Here is a 13,195-nt window from a genome sequence, read left to right as displayed (position 1 = left end):
AATCCCCTCCATTAAAATTGAAGTATGACTTTACCATTTGCCTGATTCTGAGCAAAATCAAATGCTTCTTTTGCATCTTCAAAACTATACACCTTAGATATTAGCTGATTAAATGGAAAGGCAGAATCTGTTGCATACTCTAGAACTCTATTAAACGTACTTCTAGTTATACCATAACTGCCGTATACTGAAATTTCACCTCTTACAATTTGGTCCATTTGTAATTGAAACTCTTGAGTTGATATTCCAACTAAAACCAACTCGCCTCCTTTTTTAAGGAGTTTAACAGCTTGATTAGGAACAGAATGGTGACCTGAACAATCGAAAATTACATCATACCCATTGCTTAATTGTAGTAGCTGGTCAGTAAGTGCTTCATCAGAAATTACTGTTTCATCTACCCCTACCTGCTCAGCTGTTTCTAAACGCTTCTCATCTCCTGGAATTCCTATCATGATGATTTTCCCTGCACCAAGTCCTTTTAATAAACTGGCAATACCTAACCCAATAGGACCTGGACCAAATACGACAAACGATTTACCTTGAACGTCTTTTACTTTTTCAATGGCAGTCAAACCAACTGCAAGTGCTTCTGAAATTGCAGCCACTTCATTTGGTACTTTTTCTGGTAACAACATAATATTTTCATTCGGAACGACAATATATTCAGCCATTCCACCATTTTCTCTAAAACCATAATTTAATGACGCCGGAGCAACTTTTTTACTAAAAAACTGGCCATTGTCACACTGATTCTCTCTTCCATCAAGGCAGTGTTCACATTTTCCACATGGAATATAAGGATTAATAACAACACATCGACCAATTAAACTAGCATCTTCAGCATCCTCTACCTCACCTGTCATTTCGTGTCCTAAAACAAGTGGGTATGTGATCCAATCATATCCGCTATGTCCAGCATACATATGAAGGTCACTACCGCAAATACTAGCCATATTAATCTTGACTAGAACTTCATCTTTACTTCTATCTTTTAAAGGTATGTTTTTAACAGATAAATCTCCGGGTTGATTTGAATGTTTAACTACTGCTTTCATTTAGTCCACCACCTTATTTATCCATCAAAGCTCTTAAAGACTGTTGCAATACCTTGGCCTCCTGCTATACACAATGTTGCCAAGCCATACTTACTGTTTCGCTTCATCATTTCATGAACGAGCGTTACACTGATTCTCGTACCACTATTTCCAATTGGGTGACCTAGAGCGATGGCCCCTCCGTTAACATTTAATTTATCAGGATCTATATTTAAATCATTAATGACTGCAAGGCTTTGAGCTGCAAAAGCTTCATTTAATTCAACTAGATCCATTGAATCTATCGATAAATCAATAGATTCTAGAGCTTTTTTTGAAGCATCTACAGGACCTATCCCCATAATTTTCGGGTTCACGCCTGACAGTCCAATAGAGACAACCTCAGCCATTACATTTAAATTGTACTTCTTAACCATCTCCTCTGAAACAACTAACATAAGGGAAGCTCCATCATTTAGACCAGAGGAATTCCCCGCCGTAACCGTGCCATTTTTTCTAAATGCAGGTGGTAACTTTCCAAGTTTTTCAAGACTAGTATCTCGAGGATGCTCATCAGTATCAAACAATAATGGTTCCTTTTTGCGCTGAGGGACTTTTACAGGTACTATTTCTTCTTTGAATCGACTACTCTCTATAGCTTTCTTAGCCTTTTCTTGACTACTACGAGCAAACTCATCCTGTTCACTTCGGCTAATATTATACTGTTCTGCTAAATTCTCTGCAGTCTCTCCCATATTAAGGTTTCCGTACATTTCCAGCGGTTGTGAACCAGGCTGACTTGATCTATTTGGATCTTTAAACTCAGTACTACCTGACATTAAACCAAAACGCGCGCCATTAACGTAATAAGGAGCTGTGCTCATACTCTCAACTCCCCCTACTAAATACGCCTGACCGAGTCCTGAACGTATACCCATTAATGCATTGTGGATAGATTGCATTCCAGATCCACACGCTCGGTGAACGGTATAGCCAGGTAATGTCTCAGGAAGACCAGTTTTTAATAATACTTTTCTAGCAATATTAGAATGATCTTGTGTTTGTTTAGCCTGACCTATTACTAGTTCTGTTAATTCCTCATTTGGAATTAAATTCTCAGATTTAAAATCTTCTAATAAAGGCATAAGTAAGTCATCTGGTTCGATATTCTTAAGAGTTCCACCCATCCTTCCGACAGCTGTTCGTTTAGCATAGACAACATAAGCTTTTTGATTCATTCTAATCCTCCTAGTTTATATCCTGATCGACTTTAAAATGAAATTCTGTATTCTTAGTTATTTCTTCTAAACTAGAATTAGGCATAATCTCTTTTAATACCCATTCATGATCAACTCGTTCAAAAAAGCCTAAATCAGTAACAATCGCATCCACAGCACGTAAAGAAGTAATTGGATAATCGCATTCTTTAACCAATTTAATTCGACCATCTTTTGCAGTATGTGTAATAGACACAATCACTTTCTTGGCACCACTTAATAAATCCATTGCGCCACCGACACCTAAAATGTTTTTACCTGGAATAGCCCAGTTAGCTATTTGTCCGTTTTCATCAACTTGCAATGCCCCTAAAATCGCAACATCAACATGTCCGCCTCGAATCATGCTAAACGAAGTTGCACTATCAAAGTAAGACGCACCTATTTCTTCCCCCACAGCCATTTTGCCAGCGTTAACAATAAGTGGATCAAACTCTTCATCACTCTCTAATTCTTTCATACCTAATAACCCATTTTCTGTATGAATAAAAAAGTCGTCGGGATTGATGAACTTCGTCACTAACGTAGGAATACCGATACCCAAATTTATAATGGATCCAGGCTTCAACTCTTCTGCTGCTCTCTTAGCTATAATTTCTCTTTTATCCAAGTTCAACAACCCCTTCCTTTGTTAGTTGATACCGACTCCTTACAACGACATCAACATATAAATGTGGAGTGACAATGCTTTCTGGATCTAGCTCACCAACATCAACAATTTCATCTACTTCTGCTATAACAAAGTCAGCTGCTGTGGCCATGACTGGATTAAAGTTTCTAGCAGTTTTATAATACTGCAGGTTGCCAAGTGTATCTGCTTTATCAGCTTTTATAATTGCAACGTTACCTTTTATGGCTTCTTCAAGAACGTATTTTTCACCGTTCATAATTTTCTCTTCTTTACCTTCAGCAAGCTTAGTTCCAGCACCTGTTTTAGTATAATATCCACCTATACCAGCACCGCCTGCACGAATTGATTCTGAAAACGTTCCTTGAGGCACTAACTGAACATCAATTTTTCCTTCATTATATAAGGTTCCTACTTCTCTATTACTCGTAAAATAAGATCCAATTGCTTTTTTGATCTTTCCTTGCCTTAATACCTTACCTAACCCTTTACCTTCCTCACCTACGTTATTACTAACGATTGTTAAATCGTAGGCTTCATGTTTTGTTAGTTCTTCAATCATGGTCAGAGGGGCTCCGACTAAGCCGAATCCTCCAACCATAACTGTATTTCCAGTTTGAACTTGCTGAATTGCTTCTTTAGCTGTCTTAAGTTTATCCATGAACTTCTCACCTCGTTAATTAATACTAGCCTAAGAAACCTGTTAATAATACAGATGTACCAAACACTAAACCTAACCAAATCATCATTACAACAAGATAACCCATGACATCTTTAAGTTTTAACTTAGAGATTGCTAGGACAGGTAATATCCAGAAAGGCTGAACGACATTATTCCAACCATCACCAATTTGTACAGCCAACGCCGTTTGTTTAACTGAGGTACCTAATTCACTTGCAGCTTCTAGCATAATCGGACCTTGTACAGCCCATTGTCCACCACCCGATGGAGCCAATATGTTAATAAAGAAGGCACTCACCATTGACCAGAACGGAAGTGTTTCGGCAGTTGAGAAACTAACAAATGAGTTTGCAAAAGTGGTTACAAGACCTGTACCTACTAGAATTGCCATTATACCTGCATAGAAAGGGTACTGTAGTACAATTCCAGCTACTGTCTTAATACCTTTGTTTACTACATCTAGGTATCGAGCTGGTGTTCCCATTAGTAAGATCCCTAAAAATAGCATTAAGAAGTTCATCGTGTTTAACTCTAAAGCACCGCCAGTAGTAAAGTGACGAATGATATAAATCATTCCAATAATACCAATCCCAACACCAACTACATGACTATTGTTCAAACGACTAGCTAGTGTATCCGATTTTTCTTCCACAACCTCTGCTTTCTCTTCCTCAACTTGTTTGACAATATCAGGGTTAATTTCTGTCACTTCTTCATCTTTTTTAGGGTGTAGGAAAGCATTTACTATCGGTAATGAGATTAATACAGCTAGCACTGTTAAGATTATTGGTAAAGAGAAAATCGTTTCTGATACAGGAATAACTCCAATTTGTTCTGCTAAGAAATGATCTGGAGTAGCAATGGTTACAGGAACAGTACCTGATAAACCTAAACCATAAAGTGAGAAACCACTGTAACCAGCAGCTATAATTAACGGATAATGTACACCTTTAACCTGAATTGCTAACTTTTGTGCTACTATACCACCAATAATTAAACCGAATCCCCAGTTTAATAAACTACCAATACCACTAAATAGAGTCGCTGTAATAACAGCTGTTTTAGGATTTCTTATTCCAGAAATAGATTTATTAATTAAATTATCTACTAATGGAGTTTTAGCCAGTACATACCCAGTTAAGAGAATCAAGGTCATTTGCATGGTAAAGCCTAATAAATCCCAAAAACCATTCCCCCAATACTCCGTTGTTTCTATGAAACCTGCTCCTTCTATCACCATTCCTAATACAATTGCAGCCGCAGTTAAAATAACAGCAATTACAAATGGATCTGGCAAATACTTGTTCATTAAATTTGTAAAAAAGTTCGTCATTCGTCTCATATTTTTATCCCCCTAAATTTAATAGTTTTTAATAAAATGAATAAGTTCTTTTAAGCTATTATTCTTGTTAGTTAAAAATTTATTTATATTAGTGTTTGACCAGTTATAAAACCCTTTGCCATTTTTCACCCCCAATTCATTAGACTCAACCTTATCCTTTAGAATTTGCGAAGGATGAGTAGAATTATTTAAATCTTTATATAAGTAAGAGGCAATGTGGTAATGAGTATCAATACCATTAATATCCCTCTGTTCAAATGGACCTGTTAATGCAAGTCTCAATCCGATGCTCCATTTAACGGCTTGGTCAATATCTTCTACAGAAGCAACACCCATTTCATTTAAATAAATAGCTTCTCTAGCAATTGCATGTTGAATGCGGTTACAAATAAACCCTGGTATATCTTTTTGTACCAATACTGGTAACTTGCCTCTGTTTTGCAAAAATTCTATTACATACTCTGCCACTTCATCCTTAGTTTTTTCTCCTTTAATTACTTCAACAAGTGGAATGTGTTCTGCAGGAGTAAAGAAATGTGTCCCAACTAAACGTTCAGGTAATTTAAGGTTTGATCCGATTTGAGTTATCGGTAAACCTGAAGTGTTCGTACATAACACTGTATCTGATGGCACATGATTTTCGACCTTTTGAAGGACAGCTCTTTTAATATCGAGTTCCTCTGGTACAGCCTCAATAACCATATCTACATCTAAGTTATCAGGATAATGATTATAAAAATGAACTTTCTTAGATTGAAATTCTTCTTGTGCTTGGTTTAGAACTGAATCACTCAATTCTATGATGGTAACGTTTTCATCATGTTCTAATAAAAGACTTGTAATGGCTCTCCCCATAGTCCCTGCACCAATTACAGCAATATTTTTACTCAATTTAGCATCCTCCTTTCTAAACAAAAAAACTCAGTTTTTCCACTGGTACAAGCACCCATACTAATCCCATGGATGTAGCTTGTTACTAATGGAAAAACTGAGCATTTTAAATTAATCAGAGAAACGGGTTGCGTTTCCCCCATTTAAAATTTAAGTTTTTCATTGTAAAGAATCTTCATTAAATTGTTATTTATAATTAAACCAAAGCATTTAAAAAATGTCAATAATATTTTTTTAATTCAGACAATTTTCAAAGTATCGATTATACGCTGACTTTAAAGCAGTAATAATGGAATTTTCTGATGGGGCAAAGTAACTTTTTTCAATAATTGAAATTAATCCATCCAATCCATCGCTAAAATCATAACCAATTGTTTTTCGCCTTAGAAAATTCTTTGCCAAATCAGTAATAAATGTAAATTCTGCATCAACTATTTTATTAGTCGTTTTGTCAATCTCAAGAACAATCCCCGCATACTTAGAAGTTTCATACATTGCAGTGCCCTGAGGAGCCTTAGCATAACCTGTTACTAATACAGTGTCCATATTATCCATCCAAATACCTCCCTAGTCATTAATAGTTATTTTATCAAATTTCATTGAGGCTTACATTAACTTAGCAAATTGGCATGACAGGCAAACAAAAACGCCAATGTAAAACATTAGCGTTCAATACATAATTCAGGTTCATAAACTGAAATGTGAGGTTCAATTAAGTTTTCATCTACCATTCTTTTCAAAACTTTACCAGTCTCTATCCCCATTTCATATGGCTTTTGCTTAATAAAGTTTATCTTCAAATTGTTAAGTAAACCCATAGTATCAAGCTCACCATAAGATGCAACACAGACATCATCAGGAACATTATAACCCAACTCATATAAACGTTTAATTACCCCTATAGCCATTAGGTTATTAAAGGCTATAATACCTGATGGGATTTCTCCACTTTTGATAAATTTATTTACAGCTTTAAATCCACAACTTTCTCTGAACTCTCCATTATAAATTAACTCATTAGACCTTTGGATTTTATAATCTTCTATAGCTTTCTCAAATCCCTTATACCGATCTGAACCAGTATTTACGTCAAAGGAGCCATTAACTACGCCAATCTTTTTGTGACCTTGATTTATAATAGATTGAGTTAATTTATAACCACCTAGAAAGTTATTTTCTAAAATCAAATGAAAACTGCCGCTATCTCTGTCTAAATAACGATCTATCAATATTACTTTTGTTCCATTTTTTTCCACATTCTTTATTAATTCTTCATTTCCTCCAGTGGTGGCAATAATTATGACCTCAACTCGTTTTTCTAACAATAAATTAATCAGCTTTGTTTCCTTAACTGGATCTTCATTCGATGATGAAAAAATAAGATTGTACCTTTCACTTTCTAACTCATCTTCTAAGCCTTTGGCAATTTGCATAAAATATGGATTCGAAATATCAGGTATTATTATCCCGATCATATTCGTTTTTTCTTCTTTCAAGCTTTTTGCCAAACCATTAACTTGATAATTAAGAGAAACAATAGTATTTTCTACTTTTTCTTTTATTTCGTCACTCACGTAGCCATTATTATTAATTACTCTTGAAACAGTAGCTATAGACACTCCTGATTCTCTTGCTACATCTTTAATTGTCACTTTCATAACTACACCTCTAAAACAAGAGTTTATTAAGTAGAGCTAAAATTTAACGATTTAGTTAAGTTTCTCATTTGTTCAATTTCACTCTTGAATGCATTAATAAAGTCTTCTTTATTGCTATTACGACATTGATAGGTATTTAAAACACCTTCCAAGGTCAAATAATATTTTGAGTTCATTGGATACATTTGCCTTTCGATAGTGGAGGCTAAACCAACGAAGTCTTGAATCTTTTGAGATTTAACTTCATTAGTTAAAAAATCATTATATAGTTTCACATATAAATCTGGATGAAAGTTGCACATTATTCCGCTGTAACCATCTCCGCCCGTTTTTAATGAATCAAGTAAGGTAGGAGCATTAGCATTAAAAACTTTTAGATTTGTTCCTTCCACTGCCCTTATTTTATTAGTAATTAATTCGATATCACAAGAGGTGTCTTTTAAAAATCTGAATCTCTCTGTAGATGCAAACCATTTCAACAACTCAGGACTAAAAAGTCTTTTATAAGGCAACGGGCATTCATATAATCCAAATTGAATGTTTTCAGTATTATCCAAAATTTTGTTTACACTTTCAACTATAACATCATCAGATTGGTCTTTTTTAGCTAACCTATTTGTTAATAATACAATTGCATCAACCCCTGTTGAATACATTGCCTTTATTTCTTCTATTTGATCATCAATAGAAAAAGACACGTTACCTGTCGCTATAACTGGAATACGATTGTTTGTCTTATCTACCACAAACTCAGCTAGTTGTAACCTCTCTGATAATGATAACTCATACATTTCGCTAGATTGACATACTGCAAACAAACCATTAACCCCAGAGTTGATGTACCATTCTATTAAATTTTCCAGTGAATCATAATCAATATCACCATTATCTTTAAATGGTGTTATCATAGTTGGCCAAACGCCATTCGGTATTAAATCATTCATATTTACACCTCTTTTATTCTAATATATTTGGTAAAAATAGTGAAATTTCGGGTATATAAGTTACAAGACCTAAAACAAACAACATAACTAATATCATTGGCCAAACTTCTTTAATCACTTTATTAATCGGAATTTTTGCAATTCCTGAAACAATAAACAGTAACATTCCAAATGGTGGTGTCGATAAACCAATCATCATGTTAAGAACGATAAGCACTCCAAAATGCACAGGATCAATCCCCAATGCATCGATAAAAGGAAGAACCATCGGAATAAAAACTAAAGTCATGACCATTGTATCCACAAACATCCCCATAATAAGAAAGAATATGTTAATAATTAACAGCATAACATATTTATTGTCCGTAAAATCTAACATAAAGTCAGAAATAACTGCAGGGATCTGTTCATAAGCCACAATATATGAAAAACAATAGGCCGCTCCAACAATTAACCCTAAATTCCCAGTAGTCACAACAGTATCTTTGAATACATCTTTTAGCTGATTAACACCCATTGTTCTGTATACAATTACAGAAACTAATAAAGCATATAACGCAGCCGCGGCTCCCGCCTCAGTAGGCGTGATAATACCCGAGTAAATACCAATTAATAAAATAACTGGTGTTAACAAAGCTGGAAAAGCCTGAAATGTAAAAATCACAAATTTTTTAAATGTATACCTCGGACCACTTGGATAGTCCCTTTTTCTAGCTACAAAGACAATATATATCATTAATGCCACAGCCAATAGTAATCCTGGGATAATCCCCGCAATGAAAAGTGCTCCCACAGACGCTCCTGATAACATTGCATATATAACCATAGGGATACTAGGTGGAAATATAGGACCTATAGTAGAAGAAGCTGCAGTTATGGCCGAACTAAATCCATCATCATAACCTTGTCTCCTCATGGATTCAATCTCCATTTTTCCTAAACCAGATGCGTCTGCAACTGCTGAGCCTGACATACCAGAGAACACGCAAGAAGCTACTACATTTACATGCCCCATTCCACCTTTATATCTGCCAACCAATGCATTTGCAAATGAAAATATTTTATCTGTAACAAGCCCTGTGTTCATAACGGCAGCAGTAAAAATAAAGAGTGGGACAACTAAAATTACATATGTAGACATAAGATTTGAGAGAATAGTATCTGCAACTAAACTAATATCTTGGCCCTTTGCATTAAAGTAAAAAATAGATGTTAGAATCATTCCTATGGCTACAGGTATTCGTATTATGAACGTGATTATAAACAAAATAATCGTAATTAATAATACTTGATCCATCAAAATCCCCCAAATCACGGTAAGTTCCTTTTACTAGTTTTTAATATTCTTTAAATCTACAATAATATCTTTTACTGAATAAAACACTAGCATTACCATTAAGATTAAAAACGGAAAGTATACAATATTATATGGAATGTTAAAAGTAGTCGTTTCAGACATTTCCATAAATTGTATAAATTCATATGTTGGTTTAAAAGCAATCGCAATCAGTACAATTACTAATAGGTTTCCAATTACTCTAAAAGCGAATTGAACTTTTTCAGGTACTAAATCATATATATAACTGAATGCAACGTGCTCATCTTTACGTCGTGCATAAATAGCACCAAATATTAACGTCCAGACGAACCCAACCACTGTGACCTCATAAGTCCATGCTAATGGATCATCCAGTATATACCTGTAATAAACCTGAATCACAAATGCAATAAACATTAATGAAAATGCAATTGCAGGTATCACAATTTCAATTGTGTTCCTTAAATAAATTAAAATATTTTTAAGCCACTTCATTGAAACACCCCAAAATATAGAGGCCCTACAATTTGTAGGGCCATGGTAATTTATTCAGCCATTTCCTGAATTCGTTCATACAGGTCCATGTCCCATGAACTAGTCATCTCTTCATTGTTTAAATACTCGGCTTGAACCCTTTCCATAAATGCATCTTTGTCTGCTTCAATTACTGTTAGACCTTCCGATTCAAAAAACTCAACTAACTCAGATTCTGCATCTAGATTTGTTTCATCAACATACTTCCTAGCTTCTTCTACAGACTCTAAGATTACTTCTTGATATTCAGAGGGTAGCGATTGCCAAACTTCTTCATTAATTGTAGGCCATACCGTATCAATAACATGATCTGTAATAGTAATATAATCAGTTACTTCATGAAATGCTGCATTTTTCACTGTTGGAAGTGGATTATCTTGAGCTTGGACCGTTCCAGTATTTAAAGCCATATAAAGCTCAGAGAAATCAACCGGCGTAGGATTAGCCCCTAATGCCTCCCCTAAAAATAACCACGAATCCGTATTTGGCATTCTTAGTGTTACCCCTTCTAAATCTTCAGGAGTTCTAATTTCTTTCCCTATATCACGGTAGTTCAACTGTCTTGAGCCTAGGTAAAAGGCCCCTAAAGGTCTTACTCCTAGTTCATCAACAACATCCTCAAAAACCTGCTCTCCGATTTCACCATTAAATGTATTTGTCATGTGATCATAATCTTTAAATAAGTACCCTGAAGTGAACATAGACATAGAAGGTATATGTTCTGATACCCACGGTGCTGATACGTAGGCCATTTCTAAGTTGCCACGCATTAATGCTTGCGCCTCATTATCTTGACTATATAAAGAACCCGAATGGTGTACATTTACAGTAACGTTACCATCTGTATTTTCTTCAATATAATCTTTCATCACATTTAGACCTTCTGTGTGTGCATCATTTGGTACACTTGCAGTTGAAAAATTTAACTCAAAAGTTTCTTCCGTCCCATCCCCATTGTTTCCTTCATTCTCATCAGAACTTTGATCATCACTGGAGTCAGAACACGCCACTAGCGTTACAAAACCCACAAATAATAATACAAATAAGATTTTTTTTAACTTCATAATATCCCCCTTAAGTTTATTTACTTAAATATGAAAACGTTTACACAAATTGTACAATAAAAGCATTATCTTGTAAATTACATTTCAAAATAATACTAAAATTCTTGAAATTAATTTTGATATTTTAATAGAAAATTTTGTACTTCAGATTCGGTTGGAATTGATGGAATCGCTCCATCTTTTGTAACAGATAACGCAGCCGATGCATTAGCAAACTGAACGCATTTCTCTAATTCTATTTCTTTTGATATTTTCATCGCCAATGCGCCATTAAAAGTATCTCCTGCAGCTACGGTATCTATAGCTTTAACTTTAAAACCGGGAACAAATTCTTTCAACTCTTCATTAACAATAACAGCACCTTTACTCCCCAAGGTTATAATGACATTTTTTACACCTTTATTAATTAGTATTTCACCAGCCTGATAAGCATCTTCAATATCAAATATTTTTAGTCCAGTAAGTAATTCAACTTCTGATTCATTTGGAGTTAAATAAGTTATTTTACTTAAAACTTTTTCAGGTATGATAGCTGCTGGAGCAGGATTTAAAATAACTGGAATTCCAACTTCATGCGCTAACTCTACTGCTTTAAAAGTTACATTTAAGTTCAATTCCATTTGCAGCACTAAAACCTTATGCTTAAAAAGCATATTTTTGATTTTCAGCAAATCGTTTTCTGTAAAAGCATGATTGGCCCCAGGAACGATTGTGATTCTGTTATTTCCTTTGGCGTCAACATTTATTGATGCAACACCTGTAGTTTCGTTAGAGTCAATTATTATTTTCCCAGTATTAATTTGTTTTTGATGTAGAACCTTTAGTATCTCTTCCCCATAAAGGTCAGCTCCGAGTTTTCCTGCCATTGTTACACTTGCACCTAGTTGTTGGGCAGCTACTGCTTGATTTGCACCTTTCCCCCCTGGATAACGTTTAAAACTTTCACCTATGACTGTTTCTCCATCTTTAGGGGCTCTACTAGATTTGAATACTAAATCCATCATAAAACTACCAATGACTAAAACTTCAGAACCACCTTCTAAATTATTCAATAAAACCACCTATCTTATGTTGATAAATTCCTTCCTAAACTTCCGCCAGGATGGTACAAATGAAAATCTTCTTTTGTGAAATCTTTCTTGTTTGATAACGCGCAAGCTAGTGCATCTCCTATAACTAAGCATATAGTAGAACTAGTAGTAGGAGCTAAATTTAAATGATCCGCTTCTTCTTCATAAGTATATGACAAGGCTATATCAGACGCTTGAGCTAAGGTTGATTCTTTATCTCTGGTAATGGAAATTGTAGTGACGCCTATCTTTTTTAAGGTTGGAAGCAAATTTAGCACCTCCAGAGTCTCACCACTATTAGAAATCATTATTACAACATCTTCCTGTTCAACCATCCCTAGATCTCCATGTACTCCTTCAGTAGAGTGAATAAAGAATGAAGGCGTACCTGTACTTGCTAACGAGGCTGCTATTTTTTTGCCAACATGGCCTGATTTTCCAACTGCTGTAACAATAACTTTACCTTTAACATTAGACATCACTTGTAACGCTTCATTAAATTTTTCATCTTCATCTAAACTCTGAAAAAGTAGTTCTAACCCTCTGATTTCTTTTTGGATTAAGTCTTTAGCAAATTCTACTCCTTGCAAATAGTTCACCCCCTCACATATGTAAACGTTTACACATATGATACATATTTAATTATTAAAAATCAACACATTTTTATTAATTTTATAAATATTTAAAATTATATTCTAGCTAATGCTCTAATGTCTGTTCATAAAAAAAACTGACCAACAAACGTTGGTC

The 13,195-nt window shown here is 34.8% G+C and carries 14 protein-coding genes; all 14 read right to left on the bottom strand.

Features of this window, described 5'->3' with window-relative positions; all coding sequences use genetic code 11:
• Positions 1-11 precede the first annotated feature (11 nt).
• Positions 12-1,058 (bottom strand): zinc-dependent alcohol dehydrogenase, encoded by a 1,047-nt coding sequence (locus EDC24_RS07090; protein WP_124221093.1) that lies wholly within the window; start codon positions 1,056-1,058, stop codon positions 12-14.
• 17 nt (positions 1,059-1,075) lie between these two features.
• Complete coding sequence (locus EDC24_RS07085) at positions 1,076-2,275, bottom strand: thiolase family protein (RefSeq protein WP_124221091.1); 1,200 nt, start codon at positions 2,273-2,275, stop codon at positions 1,076-1,078.
• Positions 2,276-2,285: 10 nt separating this feature from the next.
• Positions 2,286-2,924, bottom strand: a complete 639-nt coding sequence (locus EDC24_RS07080; protein ID WP_124221089.1) for a 3-oxoacid CoA-transferase subunit B — start codon at positions 2,922-2,924, stop codon at positions 2,286-2,288.
• Complete coding sequence (locus EDC24_RS07075) at positions 2,917-3,603, bottom strand: CoA transferase subunit A (RefSeq protein ID WP_124221087.1); 687 nt, start codon at positions 3,601-3,603, stop codon at positions 2,917-2,919. The genes EDC24_RS07080 and EDC24_RS07075 overlap by 8 nt, the downstream gene beginning before the upstream one ends.
• Positions 3,604-3,628: 25 nt before the next feature.
• Positions 3,629-4,966, bottom strand: coding sequence for a short-chain fatty acid transporter (locus tag EDC24_RS07070; protein WP_124221085.1), 1,338 nt, complete (start codon positions 4,964-4,966; stop codon positions 3,629-3,631).
• Between the two features lie 18 nt (positions 4,967-4,984).
• Positions 4,985-5,857: a 3-hydroxyacyl-CoA dehydrogenase NAD-binding domain-containing protein gene (locus EDC24_RS07065; RefSeq protein WP_211342344.1), complete on the bottom strand. Its 873-nt coding sequence runs from the start codon at positions 5,855-5,857 to the stop codon at positions 4,985-4,987.
• 234 nt (positions 5,858-6,091) lie between these two features.
• Positions 6,092-6,412: a DUF3870 domain-containing protein gene (locus tag EDC24_RS07060; RefSeq protein ID WP_124221083.1), complete on the bottom strand. Its 321-nt coding sequence runs from the start codon at positions 6,410-6,412 to the stop codon at positions 6,092-6,094.
• Positions 6,413-6,519: 107 nt separating this feature from the next.
• Entirely contained in the window at positions 6,520-7,515 is a 996-nt protein-coding gene (locus EDC24_RS07055; protein ID WP_124221081.1) for a LacI family DNA-binding transcriptional regulator, read from the bottom strand.
• Positions 7,516-7,541: 26 nt separating this feature from the next.
• On the bottom strand, positions 7,542-8,459 hold the full coding sequence (locus EDC24_RS07050) for a dihydrodipicolinate synthase family protein (RefSeq protein WP_124221079.1): 918 nt from the start codon (positions 8,457-8,459) through the stop codon (positions 7,542-7,544).
• Between the two features lie 13 nt (positions 8,460-8,472).
• On the bottom strand, positions 8,473-9,756 hold the full coding sequence (locus tag EDC24_RS07045; RefSeq protein WP_124221077.1) for a TRAP transporter large permease: 1,284 nt from the start codon (positions 9,754-9,756) through the stop codon (positions 8,473-8,475).
• Between the two features lie 33 nt (positions 9,757-9,789).
• On the bottom strand, positions 9,790-10,272 hold the full coding sequence (locus EDC24_RS07040; protein ID WP_124221075.1) for a TRAP transporter small permease: 483 nt from the start codon (positions 10,270-10,272) through the stop codon (positions 9,790-9,792).
• A 50-nt stretch (positions 10,273-10,322) separates the two neighbouring features.
• Positions 10,323-11,375 (bottom strand): sialic acid TRAP transporter substrate-binding protein SiaP, encoded by a 1,053-nt coding sequence (locus tag EDC24_RS07035; RefSeq protein ID WP_124221073.1) that lies wholly within the window; start codon positions 11,373-11,375, stop codon positions 10,323-10,325.
• 110 nt (positions 11,376-11,485) lie between these two features.
• On the bottom strand, positions 11,486-12,427 hold the full coding sequence (rbsK, locus tag EDC24_RS07030) for a ribokinase (protein ID WP_245998009.1): 942 nt from the start codon (positions 12,425-12,427) through the stop codon (positions 11,486-11,488).
• 14 nt (positions 12,428-12,441) lie between these two features.
• The gene (locus EDC24_RS07025; RefSeq protein ID WP_124221071.1) at positions 12,442-13,035 is read right to left on the bottom strand and encodes a KpsF/GutQ family sugar-phosphate isomerase; all 594 of its coding nucleotides are present in this window, start codon (positions 13,033-13,035) and stop codon (positions 12,442-12,444) included.
• Between the last annotated feature and the right edge of the window lie 160 nt (positions 13,036-13,195).

It is taken from the genome of Aquisalibacillus elongatus, from assembly GCF_003843875.1.
GTDB classification, from domain to species: Bacteria; Bacillota; Bacilli; order Bacillales; family Alkalibacillaceae; genus Aquisalibacillus; species Aquisalibacillus elongatus.
This window is presented reverse-complemented; position numbering and strand designations above follow the sequence as displayed.

Excerpts from the sequence above, each read along its gene's own strand:
- EDC24_RS07045 (WP_124221077.1), bottom strand. The coding sequence starts at position 9,756 with ATGGATCAAGTATTATTAATTACGATTATTTTGTTTATAATCACGTTC.
- EDC24_RS07070 (WP_124221085.1), bottom strand. The coding sequence starts at position 4,966 with ATGAGACGAATGACGAACTTTTTTACAAATTTAATGAACAAGTATTTG.
- EDC24_RS07035 (WP_124221073.1), bottom strand. The coding sequence starts at position 11,375 with ATGAAGTTAAAAAAAATCTTATTTGTATTATTATTTGTGGGTTTTGTA.
- EDC24_RS07040 (WP_124221075.1), bottom strand. The coding sequence starts at position 10,272 with ATGAAGTGGCTTAAAAATATTTTAATTTATTTAAGGAACACAATTGAA.
- EDC24_RS07060 (WP_124221083.1), bottom strand. The coding sequence starts at position 6,412 with ATGGATAATATGGACACTGTATTAGTAACAGGTTATGCTAAGGCTCCT.
- EDC24_RS07075 (WP_124221087.1), bottom strand. The coding sequence starts at position 3,603 with ATGGATAAACTTAAGACAGCTAAAGAAGCAATTCAGCAAGTTCAAACT.
- EDC24_RS07050 (WP_124221079.1), bottom strand. The coding sequence starts at position 8,459 with ATGAATGATTTAATACCGAATGGCGTTTGGCCAACTATGATAACACCA.
- EDC24_RS07085 (WP_124221091.1), bottom strand. The coding sequence starts at position 2,275 with ATGAATCAAAAAGCTTATGTTGTCTATGCTAAACGAACAGCTGTCGGA.
- EDC24_RS07090 (WP_124221093.1), bottom strand. The coding sequence starts at position 1,058 with ATGAAAGCAGTAGTTAAACATTCAAATCAACCCGGAGATTTATCTGTT.
- EDC24_RS07055 (WP_124221081.1), bottom strand. The coding sequence starts at position 7,515 with ATGAAAGTGACAATTAAAGATGTAGCAAGAGAATCAGGAGTGTCTATA.